A 16,902-nucleotide genomic window follows, 5' to 3' on the forward strand; every position below is an offset into this window, starting at 1 on the left:
GCGATCAGCGTCGCAAGCCGGTTAGCCGCCGAAGATCGTGAGGATGGTGCTGGCCGAGGCGCGGGACAGCTTCCAGCCGCCCTGGTTGACGAACGTGACAGCCTGGGTGGTCGACGGCATGGCCGGGCCGGCGGCGGTCACCGTGGCGGTGGCCGCGCCCGGGCCCACCGGGGCGATGGGGCCGATGCTGAAGTTCAGCGGTACCTGGCCCTTGGCGATCGCGCTGCGCATCAGCGCATCGGCGGTCTTGGCCTCCAGACGGCCGATGCCGCCCTCGATCAGGTAGCCCTTGGCCGTGAACGGCACACTCGGATTGGCCAGGCTGTTCAGCACGCCGGTGAGCTGATCGGGGCTGGGCAGATCGGCGGCCGGGTCCAGCGGCATCGGGTTCATCGGCAAGGGCGTGCCGAAGACCACCGGAGCGACGGCCGGCGAAGTAGCCGGTGGGAACGACGCCACCGCGGTCACGCCTGCTGCGGCTCCACCGGCAATCGCGGCGGCGGCCATGCATGTGGCGAACAATTTTGCGGTCACGACGGTCCTTTCGATCTCACCCGACTGACGAGAGGTTAACAGTGCTCTCAGAGTGTCGAAATTCTCCGAGCGCACAAGATGGTTCAATCGCCGGTAGCGTTGGGGTATCCACCGCACCGACAGGTGCGCGGAAGGAGCCGTTATATGACCGAGTCACACCGTTCCGGGTCTTTGGGTGGTTTCGAGGACGACGATGTTGCCGAGTTGGAGCAGCTGCGCCGTGAAGCCGCCATCCTGCGTGAGCAACTCAAGAGCGTGAGCGGTGGCCAACGGCCCCGCGAGGTGCAGCAGCTGGAAGCCCGGATCGACTCGCTGGCGGCCCGCAACGCCAAGCTGATGGACACCCTCAAGGATGCGCGCCAGCAGCTGTTGGCGCTGCGCGAGGAGGTCGATCGGCTCGGCCAGCCGCCCAGCGGCTACGGCGTGATGCTCGGGGCGCACGACGACGACACCGTCGACGTCTTCACCTCCGGGCGCAGGATGCGGCTGACCTGCTCGCCCAACATCGACGTCAAGGAACTCAAGAAGGGGCAGACGCTTCGGCTCAACGAGGCGCTGACGGTCGTGGAGGCCGGCACCTTCGAAGCGGTCGGCGAGATCAGCACCCTGCGTGAGGTCCTCGCCGACGGCCACCGTGCGCTGGTGATCGGGCACGCCGACGAGGAGCGCATCGTCTGGCTGGCCGAGCCGCTGGTGGCGGTCGAGGTGATGGATCCCGAGGTGGCGGCCAGCCTGGACGAGGACGACCGGCCGCGCAAGCTGCGTCCCGGCGACTCGCTGCTGGTCGACTCCAAGGCCGGCTACGCCTACGAGCGCATTCCCAAGGCCGAGGTCGAGGACCTGGTGCTCGAAGAGGTGCCCGACGTCTCCTACGGCGACATCGGCGGCCTGACCCGCCAGATCGAGCAGATCCGCGATGCCGTCGAGTTGCCGTTCCTGCACAAGGAGCTCTACCGCGAGTACTCGCTGCGGCCGCCCAAAGGCGTGCTGCTCTACGGTCCGCCCGGCTGCGGCAAGACGCTGATCGCCAAGGCGGTGGCCAATTCGCTGGCCAAGAAGATGGCAGAGGTCCGAGGCGAGGATGCCCGCGAGGCGAAGTCCTACTTCCTCAACATCAAGGGCCCGGAGTTGCTGAACAAGTTCGTCGGCGAGACCGAGCGGCATATCCGGCTGATCTTCCAGCGCGCCCGGGAGAAGGCGTCCGAAGGCACCCCGGTGATCGTGTTCTTCGACGAGATGGACTCGATCTTCCGCACCCGCGGCACCGGTGTGAGCTCCGATGTGGAGACCACCGTCGTGCCGCAGTTGCTCTCCGAGATCGACGGTGTCGAGGGCCTGGAGAACGTCATCGTCATCGGCGCCTCCAACCGTGAGGACATGATCGACCCGGCGATCCTGCGGCCCGGCCGCCTGGACGTCAAGATCAAGATCGAGCGCCCGGATGCCGAATCGGCCCAGGACATCTTCAGCAAGTACCTCACCGAGACTCTCCCGTTGCACGCTGAGGATCTCGGCGAGTTCGGCGGAGACCGGGGCGCGTGCATCAAGGGGATGATCGAGAAGGTCGTCGACCGGATGTACGCCGAGATCGATGACAATCGATTCCTGGAGGTCACCTACGCCAACGGTGACAAGGAAGTCATGTACTTCAAGGACTTCAACTCCGGCGCCATGATTCAGAACGTCGTCGACCGGTCCAAGAAGTACGCGATCAAGTCGGTGCTGGAGTCCGGTCAGCGCGGCCTGCGCATCCAGCATCTGCTGGACTCGATCGTCGACGAGTTCGCCGAGAACGAGGACCTGCCCAACACCACCAATCCCGACGACTGGGCACGGATCTCGGGCAAGAAGGGCGAGCGGATCGTCTACATCCGCACCCTGGTCACCGGCAAGTCCTCCAGCGCGAGCCGGGCGATCGACACCGAGTCGAACCTGGGGCAGTACCTCTAACTGCCTCTAACTCCGGCTTTGGTTCTAGCTCTGCAGCGAGTAGCTGTTGGTCAGGTCGTCCTGCAGAACGTTCGCCGGGCGCTCGGTGGTGTCCACCACCAAAGGCTCTGTCAGAGTGCGGGTTTCGTATCGCCAGCCGTCGGGCAGGTTCAGCCGCGGCGCCAGCGCGGGCAGGTCGTCGAGGTTCAGGTTCTTGTCGACGACCTGGCTGTAGGTCTGCATCACCCAGCGCCGGCCGTCCGGATCGATCAGCTCGAACACCGGCCGGCCCGCGTCGAAGGTGAACACCGCCCGCCGGTCGACGGTGTTCACCGAGTACGGCTGGGGATCGTTCGACGACAGCTGAACCGTCGCCTGCTCGATCATCTCAAGCCCGCCGAAGCTCTTCGTCGGTTGCGGCTCTCCGGCGCGTTTGGTGATCCGGCTCATCAGCCAGTACCGCGGACCATTGAGCAGCGCGCCCAGCGCGTCGTTGTCCTTGGCGATACCGGCGGCGTCGAGGGCGTCCCAGAGTTCGGCGGGGCAGTCGTTGAGCGGGAAGGTGTTGTAGACCGTGGCTTGCGGCCCCGAGTCGCCCATCCGAAGCAGCAGAACCTCGCCGTAGCGCTTGCCGAACACATCGTTACCCGCTTGATCCGCCACGGTTATCACCGTACGCGGCAAGTGATCCCGGCTGTCCGGGCCGGATCGTCAGGACCGGGTCATGCTCTGCATCGCCTGGTACCGCCGCATCGCGACCAGGTTCAGGCGCACATCGTCGATGATCGGATCGAGGAATTGCGACCGGTACTCCGCGTCGGTGACCGCCTTGGCGGCCAGATACATGAACGTGATCGCGGTCAGCAGCATGCTGGTCTGGATCAGCGAATCCGGGATCGGCAGCGTCATCCCGAGCAGTACCCCGTCGGGGCGGCCGTTGCCGCGTGTCCAGGCGTCGAGCACCTCCGGGCTGACCAGGATCATGCCGAGGACGAAGAACACCGCCCCGGTCATCAACGCCACCGTCAGCACGTGCACCATCTGCGAGGCGGTCACCACGAACACCGCGTTGAGCCGCTCCAGCGTCGTGATCGGGATGTCACCGGGTGGGTCAGGTACGTCCTCGAACGGGGTGCCGGCCAGCCGCGCCGAGTCGCCGGCCACCGCGTCGGGTGCTTCGGCCAGCCGCCGGACCTCCGCCAGCGTGCTCGACACCAGGAACGAGCCGGCGATCAGCAACAGAAAACACATCCCGACCCACAGCCGGGTCCGGCTGATCAGCGACGTCATCAACCACACGTAGGTGTTGAAGAACACCAGGAACGTCAGCAACACCACCGGCAGGGCGCGCACGAACATCCCGCCGGCTAGGGCCAGATTGGTCATCGTCATCCGTGCCGCCCAGCCCATGATCGAACCGACTCCCGTCGCGGTGAGAAGCAGAATCACCGCGATGGCGATCGCGAAGATCATCACGTTGACGCCCGTGAGCCGGGCCGGGCCGCCGAACACCGCGCCCAGCGCGATCACACCGGCGGCGATGTCGGCGGCGAGCAGCCGCTTCCGGTTCGATTCGATCTTCGACACCAGCCAGCCCGCCAGCGCCGCGACCGGCAGCATGACGGCCAGCAGGGTCAGCACCACACCTTCGGGCAGATCCGGCCGCCCGCTGATGTCGACGGTGTGCTGGCCGGACACCGCGACGACGATCATCGAGTTCAGCGCCACCACGGCCAGCGCCGCCAGCGCAGGCGCCGAGCGGCTCCACGCCCGGTGCACGAGCGCTGAGGGACGCAGGACGGCCGGCAGGCCCCGGCTGAGAAACCAGCGCGCGGCCGCCTCCTGTTGATCCGCCATACGACCTCACCCTAGTTTCGATCGCCAGTAATCCGGCACAGGTTTCGATCGCCAGTGATCCGGCACAGGCTCACGCGGGCGTCCGGTGCCCGGACCCGCCCGATACGCTGTGACCATCCAGCGGATTACGCTGTGGCCATGCAGCGGATCATCGGCACCGAGGTGGAATACGGCATCTCCTCGCCGACAGACCCCACTGCCAACCCGATTCTTACCTCCACCCAGGCGGTGCTCGCCTACGCGGCCGCGGCCGGAATCCAGCGGGCCAAGCGCACCCGGTGGGACTACGAGGTGGAGTCGCCGCTGCGCGACGCCCGCGGTTTCGACCTGAGCCGGGCCTCGGGCCCGCCGCCGGTCGTCGACGCCGACGAGGTCGGCGCGGCCAACATGATCCTCACCAACGGCGCCCGGCTTTACGTCGATCACGCCCATCCGGAGTACTCCGCGCCCGAGGTCACTGACCCGATGGACGCGGTGATCTGGGACAAGGCCGGGGAGCGGGTGATGGAAGCCGCCGCCCGCCACGTCGCCAGCGTTCCGGGGGCGGCCAAGCTGCAGCTGTACAAGAACAACGTGGACGGCAAGGGCGCCTCGTACGGCACCCACGAGAACTACCTGATGAGCCGGCAGACGCCGTTCTCCGCCGTCATCGCCGGGCTCACTCCGTTCATGGTGTCCCGTCAAGTCGTCACCGGCTCCGGCCGGGTCGGGATCGGGCCCTCCGGCGACGAACCGGGTTTCCAGCTCTCGCAGCGCGCCGACTACATCGAGGTCGAGGTCGGTCTGGAAACCACTCTCAAACGCGGCATCATCAACACCCGCGACGAGCCGCACGCCGACGCCGACAAGTACCGCCGCCTGCATGTCATCATCGGCGACGCCAATCTGGCCGAGACCTCCACCTATCTGAAGGTGGGCACCACCTCGCTGGTCCTGGACCTGATCGAGGAGGGCCCCCAGCACGGCATCGACCTGACCGACCTGATGCTGGCCCGCCCGGTGCACGCCGTCCACGTCATCAGCCGGGACCCGTCGCTGCGGGCCACCGTCGCGCTAGCCGACGGTCGGGAACTGACCGCGCTGGCGATGCAGCGCATCTATCTCGACCGGGTGGCGAAGCTGCTGGACACCCGCGATCCCGACCCGCGGGCTACCCACGTCGTCGAGACGTGGGCACACGTGCTGGATTTGCTGGAGCGCGACCCGATGGAGTGCGCGGAGTTGCTGGACTGGCCGGCGAAACTGCGCCTGCTGGAGGGCTTCCGGCAGCGGGAGAACCTCGGTTGGTCGGCGCCCCGGCTGGCGCTGGTGGACCTGCAGTACTCCGACGTCCGGCTGGACAAGGGACTGTACAACCGGCTGGTCGCACGCGGGTCGATGAAGCGGCTGGTCACCGAGCAGCAGGTGCTCGATGCCGTCGACAACCCGCCCACCGACACCCGGGCCTACTTCCGCGGCGAGTGCCTGCGGCGGTTCGGCGCCGATATCGCCGCCGCCAGCTGGGACTCGGTGATCTTCGACCTCGGCGGGGATTCGCTGGTGCGCATTCCTACCCTGGAGCCGCTGCGCGGCAGCAAGGCACATGTGGGGGCGCTGCTGGACTCGGTGAACAGCGCAGTGGAACTGGTGGAACAACTCACAAACTGATCAGGACTGCCGGGGCCGAACAGGACCCGGACGGTACTGTGGAGGCGGCGGCCCTGCTGACTCTCTACGGGGCCGCTGACACTAGCGGGAGGCAGCGATGGCTCAGGAACAGACCAAGCGTGGCGGCGGCGGCGAGGACGACGACCTCACCGGCGACGCGGGCGCCGGCCAGGAACGTCGCGAGAAGCTTGCCGCCGAGACCGACGACCTGCTGGACGAGATCGACGATGTGCTCGAAGAGAATGCCGAGGACTTCGTGCGGGCGTATGTCCAAAAGGGCGGCCAGTGACCTGGCAGCCTGATCGTCTGGCCGCAAGCCCCTTCATCAACCACCCTCTGAGCGCGACGTCGAACTCCGTCGACCTGTCGTCGTTCTCCGACTTCCTGCGCCGTCAGGCTCCGGACCTGCTGCCCACCGGCGCCGTTCCGGGCGGTGCGGCCGCGGGAACGGCAACCGGGGCCCCCGGGGCGTTCTCCTCACTGCCGCACGGCACCACCATCGTCGCCCTGAAGTACCCGGGCGGGGTGCTGATCGCCGGTGACCGTCGCTCCACCCAGGGCAACATGATCGCCGGCCGCGACGTGCAGAAGGTCTATATCACCGACGACTACACCGCCACCGGCATCGCCGGGACCGCGGCGCTGGCCGTCGAGTTCGCGCGTCTCTACGCCGTCGAGCTGGAGCACTACGAGAAGCTCGAGGGCGTCCCGATGACGTTCGCGGGCAAGGTGAATCGGCTGGCCATCATGGTGCGTGGCAATCTCGGCGCCGCGCTGCAGGGCTTCGTCGCGCTGCCGCTGCTGGTCGGATATGACGTCGACGACCGCGATCAGCAGGCTGCCGGCCGGATCGTGTCGTTCGACGCCGCTGGCGGCTGGCACTTCGACGAGGAGGGCTATCAGGCCGTCGGCTCCGGTTCGCTATTCGCCAAGGCGTCGATGAAGAAGCTGTATTCCGCTGTGACGGATGCCGATTCGGCGCTCAAGGTGGCCGTCGAGGCGCTCTACGACGCCGCCGACGACGACTCCGCCACCGGCGGACCGGACCTGGTCCGCGGGATCTTCCCGACCGCGGTGACGATCGGCGCCGCGGGTGCCGAGGAGGTCACCGAGGAGCGGATCGCCGGGCTGGCCCGCGAGGTCATTGAGAAGCGTTCTCGCACTGACGAATTCGGTCCGGGCGGACGTCCCAGCAACGAAGCGCCCCGGGCGGGCTCATGATCGGGTCCGGCGGATGAGCTTCCCGTATTTCATTTCGCCCGAGCAGGCGATGCGCGAGCGTTCCGAGCTCGCCCGCAAGGGCATCGCCCGCGGCCGCAGCGTGGTGGCGCTGGCCTACTCCGGCGGGGTGCTCTTCGTGGCGGAGAACCCGTCGCGGTCGCTGCAGAAGGTCAGCGAGATCTACGACCGGGTGGGCTTCGCCGCAGTCGGCCGGTTCAACGAGTTCGACAGCCTGCGCCGCGGCGGCATCCAGTACGCCGACACCCGCGGCTACGCCTACGACCGGCGCGACGTCAGCGGCCGGCAGCTGGCCAACGTCTACGCCCAGACCCTCGGCACCATCTTCACCGAACAGGCGAAGCCCTACGAGGTCGAGTTGTGCGTCGCCGAGGTGGCCCACTTTGGGGAGTCCAAGCCCCCGGAGCTCTACCGCATCACCTATGACGGCTCCATCGCCGACGAGCCGCATTTCGTCGTGATGGGCGGCACCACCGAGCCGATCATCACCGCGCTCAAGGAAAGCTATTCGGAGAACGCCGAACTAGCCGACGCCGTGCGGATGGCGGTGGACGCGCTGCGGGCCGGCATCAGCAGCTCGACCGGCAGCGCCACGCCGGCGGCCGAACCTCGGGTGCTAGGTCCGGCGACGCTGGAGGTGGCCGTGCTCGACGCGAGCCGGCCGCGTCGCGCCTTCCGGCGCATCACCGGCCCGGCGCTGACCGCCGTGCTGCCCGCCGCCGACGCCTGAGGGGTGGTCAGCGAGAGCCGTAGTTGGGCGGCGGCGCCAGCGGCTGGGGCGAGATCTGGATGTAGGAAATGTTTTGCACCAGCGGCGACCGCGTGTTGCCGTGGGTTTCCGGCTCGGGCACCCGCCAGCTCAGGACGACCACCGCGACGGCACCAGCGACGGCCAGCGCAATCCAAATCTTGCGGCCGCGGGTCTTGGCGTCGGTGGTCACACGCACCAGCCTAATGAAAAGATTTTGATGGGTTGAAGCCACCATGCCGAGCGAACCCTTTGCTCGGCGTCAACGTCCGTCGGGTAGCGATGTTGCTGCGCGGCCTGCCCGCCGACCGTCGACATCAACCAGTAGGCTCGACCCCGTGCAGCGCAGAATCATGGGCATCGAGACCGAGTTCGGTGTCACCTGCACTTTCCACGGTCACCGCCGGCTGAGTCCGGACGAGGTGGCCCGCTATCTGTTCCGCCGGGTGGTGTCCTGGGGCCGGAGTTCCAACGTCTTCCTGCGCAACGGGGCGCGGCTCTACCTGGATGTGGGCAGTCACCCCGAGTACGCCACCGCCGAGTGCGACAACCTGGCCCAGCTGGTCACCCACGACCGGGCCGGCGAGCGGGTGCTGGAAGATCTGCTCATCGACGCCGAACAGCGGCTCGCCGACGAGGGCATCGGCGGGGACATCTACCTGTTCAAGAACAACACCGACTCGGCCGGCAACTCCTACGGCTGCCATGAGAACTACCTGATCGTCCGGGCCGGTGAGTTCTCCCGCATCTCCGACGTGCTGCTGCCGTTCCTGGTCACCCGCCAGCTGATCTGCGGCGCCGGCAAGGTGCTGCAGACCCCGAAGGCGGCCACCTTCTGTCTGTCCCAGCGCGCCGAACACATCTGGGAGGGCGTCTCCAGCGCCACCACCCGGTCGCGGCCCATCATCAACACCCGCGACGAGCCGCACGCCGACGCCGAGAAGTACCGCCGGCTGCATGTGATCGTCGGCGACTCCAACATGAGCGAGACCACCACCATGCTCAAGGTGGGCACCGCCGCACTGGTACTGGAGATGATCGAGGCGGGCGTCCCCTTCCGGGACTTCTCGCTGGACAACCCGATCCGGGCCATCCGCGAGGTCAGCCACGACCTGACCGGCCGGCGTCCGGTGCGGCTGGCCGGCGGACGGCAGGCCAGTGCGCTGGACATCCAGCGCGAGTACTACTCCCGCGCCGTGGACTACCTGCAGTCCCGGGAGTCCAGCACCCAGATCGACCAGGTCGTCGACCTGTGGGGCCGACAGCTCGACGCGGTGGAGAGCCAGGACTTCGCCAAGGTCGACACCGAGATCGACTGGGTGATCAAGCGCAAGCTGTTCCAGCGCTACCAGGACCGCTACAGCATGGAGCTGTCCGACCCGAAGATCAGCCAGCTCGACCTGGCCTACCACGACATCAAACGCGGTCGCGGCGTGTTCGACCTGCTGCAGCGCAAGGGTCTGGCCGCGAGGGTGACCACCGACGAGGAGATCGAAGCCGCCATCGACACCCCGCCCCAGACCACCCGCGCCAAACTGCGGGGCGAGTTCATCGCCGCCGCGCAGGAGGCCGGCCGCGACTTCACCGTCGACTGGGTGCACCTCAAGCTCAACGACCAGGCGCAGCGCACGGTGTTGTGTAAGGACCCGTTCCGCTCCAGCGACGAGCGTGTGAAGCGCCTCATCGCCAGTATGTGAGCTGTGCTGTTTTGCCGCGCTCCTCAGCGCGGCTGGCGCCGCTTGATCGTCGCGCGGCGAGACCCGATTGCCGCGCTCCTCAGCGCGGCTGGCGCCGCTTGATCGTCGCGCGGCTAGACCCGATTGCCGCGCTCCTCAGCGCGGCTGGCGCCGCTTGATCGTCGCGCCGCTAGAGTTTCCCACCGTGGCGCCCACCAAGATCTCCAAGGTCGAGCGGCTGATGAACCTGGTCATCGCCATGCTCTCGACCCGCGGCTACCTCACCGCCGACTGGGTGCGGGCCAACGTGATCGGCTACGGAGACTGCCCCACCGACGAGGCTTTCTCGCGCATGTTCGAGCGCGACAAGAGCGACCTGCGCGACCTCGGCATCCCGCTGGAGACCGGCCGGATTTCGGGCTCCGACCCCACCGAGGGCTACCGCATCAAACCGGAGTCCTACGCCCTGCCCGATATCGACCTGAGCCCCGACGAGGCGGCTGCCGTCGCAGTGGCGACCCAGCTGTGGGAATCACCGGAGCGGATCACCGCCACCCAGAGCGCGCTGCTCAAGCTACGAGCGGCCGGCGTCGACGTGGACCCGTCGGCCGGCGTCGCCATCACCACCGGTGCCGGCCCGGCCGCGTTGCGCGGCTCCGAGGAAGTGCTCGGTGTGCTCCTCGCGGCCATCGATGCCGACCGGGCGGTCCGGTTTCGGCATCGGCCCACCCCTGTCGACCCCTACACCGTCCGCACCGTCGAACCCTGGGGAGTGGTGACCGCCCGCGGCCGCTGGTACCTGGTCGGCCACGACCGTGACCGCGACGACACCCGCACCTTCCGGCTCTCCCGGATCGCCGACGTCCACCCCGCCGGGGAGGCGGGCCAGGTGCACCGGCCCGACGGCGTGGACCTGCGGGGGATCGTCGACCGGGCTATCGGCGACACCGGCGGACACTCCGGAGTCCGGGCGCGGGTGTGGCTGGCCGACGGGCAGGCCACCGCGCTGCGACGCCTCGGGCAACCGGTGGAGCGCCGCACCGTCGCCGGGCGTGCCGGCGACGTGATCGACCTGGAGATGGGTGTGCTGGACTGGCTGGCCCGTGAGATCACCGGGTACGGGGCGGCGGCGCTGGTGCTGGAGCCCGAGTCGCTGCGCCGGGACGTGCTGGGGCGGCTCACCGCGCAGGCGGGGGCCGACGCATGACACCGGTCTCCACCCGCCTGGTTCGGCTGCTCAACATGGTTCCCTACTTCCAGGCCAACCCACGGGTGACCTACGCCAAGGCCGCCGCTGACCTGGGCGTCAGCGTCAAGCAACTGCGCCAGGACCTCGACCAGTTGTGGCTGTGCGGGTTGCCCGGGTATCTGCCCGGTGACCTGATCGATTTCGAGTTCTCCGGCGACACAATCGCCGTGACGTTCTCCGCGGGCATGGACCGGCCGCTGCGGCTGACCTCCACCGAGGCCAGCGGGCTGCTGGTGGCGTTGCGCACGCTGGCCGACATCCCCGGCGTGGTGGATCCGGCGGCGGCGCTCAGCGCCATCGCCAAGATCGAGGCGGCCGCCGGCACGCTGTCCGACGACCTGACACCGGCCGCCGTCGACGAGCCCGCACCGATCGAACAGGAGGCCGCCGCGACGGTCCGTGCGGCACTGCGTGAGTCGCGGGCGCTTCGCATCGACTACTACTCGGCATCGCGCGATACCCTGTCGCCCCGGGTCGTCGACCCGATCCGCATCGTGCTGGTCGACGACCACAGCTACCTGGAGGCGTGGTGCCGGGAGGCCGAGGGGGTGCGGTTGTTCCGGTTCGACCGGATCGTCGAGGCGTCCATGCTCGACGAGCCCGCGGCGCCGCCCCGGCCGGCTGTCGACGCTCCACCACCCACGGCGTTGTTCCAGGCTGACCCGTCGCTGCCGGCTGCCACCTTGCGGGTGGCGCCGCAGGCCGCGTGGATGCTGGAGTACTTCCCGATGCGGATCGTGCGGGAATTGCCCGGCGGGTACTGCGAAGCGGCGATGACCTATGCCTCCGAGGACTGGATGGCGAGGCTCATTCTCGGCTTCGGCGCCGACGTCGAGGTGCTGGCGCCGGCGTCGCTGGCAGGGCTGGTCCGGCGGTCCGCGACCGAGGCGATCGCCGCCTATGCCGCGTCGGATGGCTAGTTAGCGGGCCGTCTTGGCCGCACGCCCATGTTCGCCGGGTAGCATCGTCTACGACTGAATTGCCGGACTTCTCTGCGGGACTTCGTCCCGCCCCCGCCGTCCGGCTGTATCTGGAGGTGACCGAATGGGTGCTCTACAACCGTGGCACTGGATAATCCTGCTTCTGGTGATCGTCCTGCTCTTCGGGTCCAAGCGGTTGCCTGACGCCGCCCGGTCGCTGGGCAAGTCGATGCGGATCTTCAAGTCCGAGGTCAAGGAACTGCAGGCTGACCACAAGGCCGACGCTCCGGTCACCCCGCAGCAGCCGCCGGTGCAGGCGCCGCCCGTTCAGGTGCACTCCGAGCGTGTCGAGGCCCCGGCCCCGAACCCCACCGACACCCGCCCGGCCTGACCGGCTGTAAAAAACGGCGCCCGCGCGCCATCAGCCAGTAGACGCCGTGCGCACACCAAAGTTCCTCGCCCAGCTCGACCCGCGACAGGGTTTCATGTCGCGTCTCGACCCGCGACAGCGCCGCAGCCGAGTGAACCCGGACGGCACCATGTCGTTGGTCGAGCACGTCCGGGAGTTACGAACCCGGCTGCTCATCTCGATGGCCGCGGTGGTCGTTACGACCATCATCGGCTTCTTCTGGTATTCCCACGGCGTCTTCGGGTTCGAAAGCCTCGGCGAGATCCTGCGCCAGCCCTACTGCTCGCTGCCGCCCGCGGCGCGCGCCGACATCAGCGCCGACGGTGGGTGCCGGTTGCTGGCGACCGCCCCGTTCGACCAGTTCATGCTGCGTCTCAAGGTCGGCCTGACCGCCGGAATCGTGCTGGCCTGCCCGGTCTGGTTCCACCAGATCTGGGCGTTCATCACCCCGGGTCTGTACCGCAACGAACGCCGCTTCGCCTCGGGGTTCGTCATCTCGGCGGCGGTGCTGTTCATCGGCGGTGCGGTGCTGGCCTACGTGGTGCTGTCCAAGGCACTGTACTTCCTGCTGACGGTGGGCAGCGACGTTCAGGTGACCGCGCTGTCCGGCGATCAGTATTTCGGGTTCCTGATCAACCTGCTGCTGGTGTTCGGTGTGGGGTTCGAGTTCCCGCTGCTGATCGTCATGCTCAACCTGGCCGGGGTGCTCAGCTACGAGAAGCTGAAGGCCTGGCGGCGCGGGCTGATCGTCGGGGTGTTCACCTTCGCTGCGGTGGCCACCCCGGGATCCGACCCGTTCTCGATGGTGGCGCTGGGCCTGGCGCTGACACTGCTGATGGAGTTCGCCATCCAGATCTCCCGGCTGCACGACCGGCGCAAAGCCAAGCGCGCAGTCCTGCAGGGCGACGCCGCGGTTCCCGACGACCAGGCCGCGCCGATCGAGCCGCCCGCCCCGGTGGCCGCCCCGACGCGCACCCCGTCCCCGCATGACGACATCACCTGAGGCCACCCAGCTCGCTGACTTCGCCGGGCAGCTGACGTTCCGGCTCGATCCCTTTCAGGTCCAGGCCTGCGAAGCTCTGGAACGCGGTCACGGGGTGCTGGTGTGCGCACCGACCGGCGCCGGGAAGACGGTGGTGGGGGAGTTCGCCGTCCACCTCGCGCTGCAGGCCGGGCAGAAGTGCTTCTACACCACGCCGATCAAAGCGCTGAGTAATCAGAAGCACAGCGATCTGGTGCGCCGGTACGGGCCCGAGCGCATCGGTCTGCTGACCGGCGACCAGTCCATCAACAGCGACGCCCCGGTTGTGGTGATGACCACCGAGGTGCTGCGCAACATGCTTTACGCCGGGTCTGAAACATTGCGCGCGTTGGCCTACGTCGTCATGGACGAGGTGCATTTTCTGGCCGACCGGATGCGTGGCGCGGTGTGGGAGGAGGTGATCCTGCACCTGCCCGAGGAGGTCCGTCTGGTAAGCCTGTCGGCGACGGTCAGCAACGCCGAGGAGTTCGGCGGCTGGATCAAGACGGTGCGCGGCGACACCACCGTGGTGGTCGACGAGCACCGGCCGGTCCCGTTGTGGCAGCACGTTCTAGTGGGCAAGCGCCTGTTCGACTTGTTCGACCTGGACGCATCCGGTCCGAAGAACCGGGTGGACCCGGAACTGATGCGCCACATCGCGAACCGCCGGGAAGCCGACCGGCTGGCCGACTGGCAGCCGCGCCGGCGCGGGCCGGGTCGCCCGGGCGGCCCGGGTTTCTACCGTCCGCCGTCGCGGCCCGACGTCATCGCCACGCTGGATCACGAAGGCCTGCTGCCGGCGATCACGTTCATTTTTTCCCGGGCCGGCTGCGACGCCGCCGTCAAACAGTGCCTGCGCAGCCCGATGCGGCTGACGACAGAGGCCGACCGCGCCCGCATCGCCGAGGTGATCGACCGTCGCTGCGGCGATCTGGCCGATGCCGACCTGGTGGTGCTGGACTACTACGAGTGGCGCGAAGGCCTGCTGCGCGGCCTGGCGGCCCACCACGCCGGGATGCTGCCGACGTTCCGTCACACCGTCGAGGAGCTGTTTACCGCCGGGTTGATCAAGGCGGTATTCGCTACCGAGACACTGGCTTTGGGCATCAACATGCCGGCCCGCACGGTGGTGCTGGAGAAGCTGGTGAAGTTCAACGGCGAGCAGCACCTGCCGCTGACGCCGGGGGAGTACACCCAGCTGACCGGCCGGGCCGGCCGGCGCGGCATCGACGTCGAGGGCCACGCGGTGGTGGTGTGGAACCCGCAGGACTCGACCGCCGAGCCGACCGAGATCGCGGGCCTGGCCTCCACCCGTACGTTCCCGCTGCGCAGTTCGTTCGCCCCGTCGTACAACATGACCATCAATCTGGTCAGCCAGATGACCCCTGCCGCCGCCCGCCAGCTGCTGGAGCGCTCCTTCGCGCAGTATCAGGCCGACCGGTCGGTGGTCGGATTGGTGCGCGGCGCCGAACGTGGCGAGAAGATGCTCGACGAGATCGCCCGCGAGCTGGACTGGAACCGCCGGGCCGACGGCACCGAACCACCGATCCTGGATTACGCCCGGCTGCGGGCCAAGATCGCAGAGCGGGAGCGCGCCCAGTCTCGGGTTTCGCGGCTGCATCGCCGGCAGGCCGCCAACGACGCGCTGGTGTCGTTGCGCCGCGGCGACATCATCAATATCACCCACGGGCGGCGCGGCGGGCTGGCTGTGGTGCTCGAACCCGCACGCGACTCCGACGACCCGCGTCCCCTCGTCCTCACCGAAAACCGTTGGGCTGGAAGGATTTCCTCCGCTGACTATCCGGGCGCGGCCGGGGCGATCGGTTCCATGACGCTGCCCAAGCGGATCGAGCACCGACAGCCCCGGGTGCGCCGCGATCTGGCCTCGGCGCTGTTGTCGGCGGCCGAGAAGCTGTTGGTGCCCTCCGAACGGCGGCGCCGGGGCGGTGACGACGCGCCCGACGTCGACCCCGAACTGCTGGCGTTGCGCGACGCGATGCGACATCACCCGGCCCACCGGATGGCCGACCGCGAAGAGGCGGTACGCGTCGCCGAGCGGTACCTGCGGGTGGAACGGGACAACGCCCAGATCCGAGGCAAGGTCAGCGCCGCCACCAATTCGTTGGCCCGAACCTTCGATCGGATCGTGGGCCTGCTGACCGAGCGCGGCTACATGGCATCGGCGAACGGCGACTCGGACACCCCGCGGGTCAACGACGCCGGACGGTTGTTGGCCCGCATCTACAGCGAAAGCGACCTGTTGGTGGCTGAGTGTCTGCGCAGCGGGGTATGGAAGCACCTGCAGGCCGCCGAGTTGGCGGCAGTGCTGTCGGCGATGGTCTTCGAGTCGCGGGGCAGCGACGGCCCTACGCCGGTCCATGCGATCGAGATGCCGACCCCCGCGGTGCGTCGCGCGCTGGCCGAGACGCGGCGGCTGTCCGATCAGTTGCGGGCCGACGAGCAGCGGCACAAGCTCAGTCCGTCGCGGCAGCCCGACGAGGGCTTCGTGCCGGCGGTCCACCGGTGGGCGACCACCGGGAATCTGGCCGCCGCCCTGGCGGCCTCCGACGTCGCGGGCAACGGGACGGCGCTGTCGGCGGGCGACTTCGTGCGGTGGTGCCGCCAAGTGCTCGATCTGCTCGACCAGGTGCGCAACGCCGCCCCGGAGGCCGCGATGCGCAAGGCCGCGAAACGCGCCATCGACGACATCCGGCGCGGTGTCGTGGCTGTTGACAACGGGTAGGGTGATGCAAACGCTACTGTTGGGGACGTTTTGGGGGGCAAGTGCCCCCGAACCAGCGAGGAGAGACGATGAGCGGACCGCAGGGATCTGAGCCCAACCCGTGGCAGGTGGGCGGCGGCCAGGAGACTCCCGCGACCCCGGCGAACCCGGCCAGCGGCGCGGGGCAGTCCGGCGCGGCCCCCACGTGGCAGCAGCCGGGCGCTGACGCCGGCGCTGGCTGGCAGCCCGCGGGCAGCGAGGCCCCGCCCTGGCAACCCCCCGCCTACACCCCGCAGCAGTACCCGCAATATGGCCAGCCGCCGATGCCGGGTTACCCGACCGGGCAGCCCTACGGCCAGCCGGAGTACAACCCGGCCGCCTACGGCCAGCCGGAGTACAACCCGGCCGCCTACGGCCAGCCGGAGTACAACCCGGCCGCCTACGGCCAGCCCGGCCAGTATCCCCCGCCCGGCCCCTACGGTGCGCCCCCGCAGTACGGCCAGTACCCGCCGCCGCCCGGGCAGTACCCGCCTCCCGGCCAGCCCGGTCAGTACCCGTACGTCCCGCCGGGCGCCGAAGGCGCGCCGAAGGCCTCCAGCCGCGCGCTCGGCACCATCCTGGGCGGGCTCGGTGCGCTGGCGCTGCTGACGGTACTGCTGCTCGGCTTCTGGAAGCCCGGCTTCTTCGTCACCACCAAGCTGGACGTCAACAAGGCTCAGGACGGGGTCCAGCAGATCCTGACCGACGAGGCCAACGGCTACGGCGCCAAGAACGTCCAGGACGTTAAGTGCAACAACGGCCAGAACCCGACGGTCAAGAAGGGCGACACCTTCACCTGTGAGGTCAGCATCGACGGCACCAAACGCCAGGTGACAGTGACCTTCCAGGACGACGAGGGCACCTACGAGGTCGGCCGGCCGAAGTAATCGGCTCACGTAGCCGCTCGGCGGC

General features: G+C 68.5%; 16 protein-coding genes. 12 read left to right on the top strand and 4 right to left on the bottom strand.

Annotated elements, in window-relative coordinates:
• Positions 1–21: 21 nt before the first annotated feature.
• Positions 22–534 carry an MTB12 family secreted protein gene (locus tag ADBZ6I_RS00095; RefSeq protein ID WP_526379611.1) on the bottom strand — a complete coding sequence of 171 codons (513 nt, stop codon included), beginning with the start codon at positions 532–534 and terminating at the stop codon, positions 22–24.
• A 144-nt stretch (positions 535–678) separates the two neighbouring features.
• Here ADBZ6I_RS00095 and arc point away from each other — a divergent pair, with 144 nt between their 5' ends.
• Positions 679–2,484 (top strand): proteasome ATPase, encoded by a 1,806-nt coding sequence (arc, locus tag ADBZ6I_RS00100; protein ID WP_526379613.1) that lies wholly within the window; start codon positions 679–681, stop codon positions 2,482–2,484.
• A gap of 24 nt (positions 2,485–2,508) precedes the next feature.
• On the opposite strand, the gene ADBZ6I_RS00105 is transcribed toward arc, so the two are convergent.
• Positions 2,509–3,132, bottom strand: coding sequence for a hypothetical protein (locus tag ADBZ6I_RS00105; RefSeq protein ID WP_526379765.1), 624 nt, complete (start codon positions 3,130–3,132; stop codon positions 2,509–2,511).
• Positions 3,133–3,174: 42 nt separating this feature from the next.
• Positions 3,175–4,320 (bottom strand): hypothetical protein, encoded by a 1,146-nt coding sequence (locus ADBZ6I_RS00110; RefSeq protein ID WP_526379615.1) that lies wholly within the window; start codon positions 4,318–4,320, stop codon positions 3,175–3,177.
• 138 nt (positions 4,321–4,458) lie between these two features.
• Here ADBZ6I_RS00110 and dop point away from each other — a divergent pair, with 138 nt between their 5' ends.
• The 4 genes from dop to prcA all read left to right on the top strand — a co-directional run bounded on the left by dop (position 4,459) and on the right by prcA (position 7,936).
• Positions 4,459–5,967: a depupylase/deamidase Dop gene (gene dop / locus ADBZ6I_RS00115; protein ID WP_526379617.1), complete on the top strand. Its 1,509-nt coding sequence runs from the start codon at positions 4,459–4,461 to the stop codon at positions 5,965–5,967.
• Between the two features lie 97 nt (positions 5,968–6,064).
• On the top strand, positions 6,065–6,256 hold the full coding sequence (locus ADBZ6I_RS00120) for a ubiquitin-like protein Pup (RefSeq protein WP_313676688.1): 192 nt from the start codon (positions 6,065–6,067) through the stop codon (positions 6,254–6,256).
• Positions 6,253–7,188, top strand: a complete 936-nt coding sequence (gene prcB, locus ADBZ6I_RS00125; RefSeq protein WP_526379620.1) for a proteasome subunit beta — start codon at positions 6,253–6,255, stop codon at positions 7,186–7,188. Before ADBZ6I_RS00120 ends, prcB begins: the two co-directional genes overlap by 4 nt.
• Positions 7,189–7,201: 13 nt before the next feature.
• On the top strand, positions 7,202–7,936 hold the full coding sequence (gene prcA, locus ADBZ6I_RS00130; protein WP_526379622.1) for a proteasome subunit alpha: 735 nt from the start codon (positions 7,202–7,204) through the stop codon (positions 7,934–7,936).
• 7 nt (positions 7,937–7,943) lie between these two features.
• Here the strand turns inward: prcA and ADBZ6I_RS00135 are convergent, their stop codons facing one another.
• Complete coding sequence (locus tag ADBZ6I_RS00135; protein WP_526379624.1) at positions 7,944–8,147, bottom strand: hypothetical protein; 204 nt, start codon at positions 8,145–8,147, stop codon at positions 7,944–7,946.
• 145 nt (positions 8,148–8,292) lie between these two features.
• Here ADBZ6I_RS00135 and pafA point away from each other — a divergent pair, with 145 nt between their 5' ends.
• From pafA to ADBZ6I_RS00170, 7 genes are all read left to right on the top strand, one after another.
• Entirely contained in the window at positions 8,293–9,651 is a 1,359-nt protein-coding gene (pafA, locus tag ADBZ6I_RS00140; protein WP_526379626.1) for a Pup--protein ligase, read from the top strand.
• 220 nt (positions 9,652–9,871) lie between these two features.
• A complete protein-coding gene (locus tag ADBZ6I_RS00145; protein WP_526379767.1) occupies positions 9,872–10,837 on the top strand; it encodes a helix-turn-helix transcriptional regulator in 966 nt (321 codons plus the stop codon).
• Positions 10,834–11,799, top strand: coding sequence for a helix-turn-helix transcriptional regulator (locus ADBZ6I_RS00150; RefSeq protein WP_526379628.1), 966 nt, complete (start codon positions 10,834–10,836; stop codon positions 11,797–11,799). The genes ADBZ6I_RS00145 and ADBZ6I_RS00150 overlap by 4 nt, the downstream gene beginning before the upstream one ends.
• A gap of 124 nt (positions 11,800–11,923) precedes the next feature.
• On the top strand, positions 11,924–12,190 hold the full coding sequence (gene tatA / locus ADBZ6I_RS00155; protein ID WP_313676676.1) for a Sec-independent protein translocase subunit TatA: 267 nt from the start codon (positions 11,924–11,926) through the stop codon (positions 12,188–12,190).
• A 94-nt stretch (positions 12,191–12,284) separates the two neighbouring features.
• Positions 12,285–13,211: a twin-arginine translocase subunit TatC gene (gene tatC, locus ADBZ6I_RS00160; protein WP_526379769.1), complete on the top strand. Its 927-nt coding sequence runs from the start codon at positions 12,285–12,287 to the stop codon at positions 13,209–13,211.
• Entirely contained in the window at positions 13,195–15,972 is a 2,778-nt protein-coding gene (locus ADBZ6I_RS00165) for a DEAD/DEAH box helicase (RefSeq protein ID WP_526379631.1), read from the top strand. The genes tatC and ADBZ6I_RS00165 overlap by 17 nt, the downstream gene beginning before the upstream one ends.
• 68 nt (positions 15,973–16,040) lie before the next feature.
• A complete protein-coding gene (locus ADBZ6I_RS00170; RefSeq protein WP_526379633.1) occupies positions 16,041–16,877 on the top strand; it encodes a DUF4333 domain-containing protein in 837 nt (278 codons plus the stop codon).
• Positions 16,878–16,902: the final 25 nt, after the last annotated feature.

The sequence above is a fragment of the Mycobacterium sp. genome (assembly GCF_044342925.1).
Classification (GTDB): Bacteria; Actinomycetota; Actinomycetes; order Mycobacteriales; family Mycobacteriaceae; genus Mycobacterium.

Bases quoted from the DNA above. Each gene is read 5' to 3' on its own strand.
- arc (WP_526379613.1), top strand. From the start codon at position 679: ATGACCGAGTCACACCGTTCCGGGTCTTTGGGTGGTTTCGAGGACGAC.
- ADBZ6I_RS00110 (WP_526379615.1), bottom strand. From the start codon at position 4,320: ATGGCGGATCAACAGGAGGCGGCCGCGCGCTGGTTTCTCAGCCGGGGC.
- dop (WP_526379617.1), top strand. From the start codon at position 4,459: ATGCAGCGGATCATCGGCACCGAGGTGGAATACGGCATCTCCTCGCCG.
- ADBZ6I_RS00120 (WP_313676688.1), top strand. From the start codon at position 6,065: ATGGCTCAGGAACAGACCAAGCGTGGCGGCGGCGGCGAGGACGACGAC.
- prcA (WP_526379622.1), top strand. From the start codon at position 7,202: ATGAGCTTCCCGTATTTCATTTCGCCCGAGCAGGCGATGCGCGAGCGT.
- ADBZ6I_RS00145 (WP_526379767.1), top strand. From the start codon at position 9,872: ATGAACCTGGTCATCGCCATGCTCTCGACCCGCGGCTACCTCACCGCC.
- ADBZ6I_RS00150 (WP_526379628.1), top strand. From the start codon at position 10,834: ATGACACCGGTCTCCACCCGCCTGGTTCGGCTGCTCAACATGGTTCCC.
- tatA (WP_313676676.1), top strand. From the start codon at position 11,924: ATGGGTGCTCTACAACCGTGGCACTGGATAATCCTGCTTCTGGTGATC.
- tatC (WP_526379769.1), top strand. From the start codon at position 12,285: ATGTCGCGTCTCGACCCGCGACAGCGCCGCAGCCGAGTGAACCCGGAC.
- ADBZ6I_RS00165 (WP_526379631.1), top strand. From the start codon at position 13,195: ATGACGACATCACCTGAGGCCACCCAGCTCGCTGACTTCGCCGGGCAG.
- ADBZ6I_RS00170 (WP_526379633.1), top strand. From the start codon at position 16,041: ATGAGCGGACCGCAGGGATCTGAGCCCAACCCGTGGCAGGTGGGCGGC.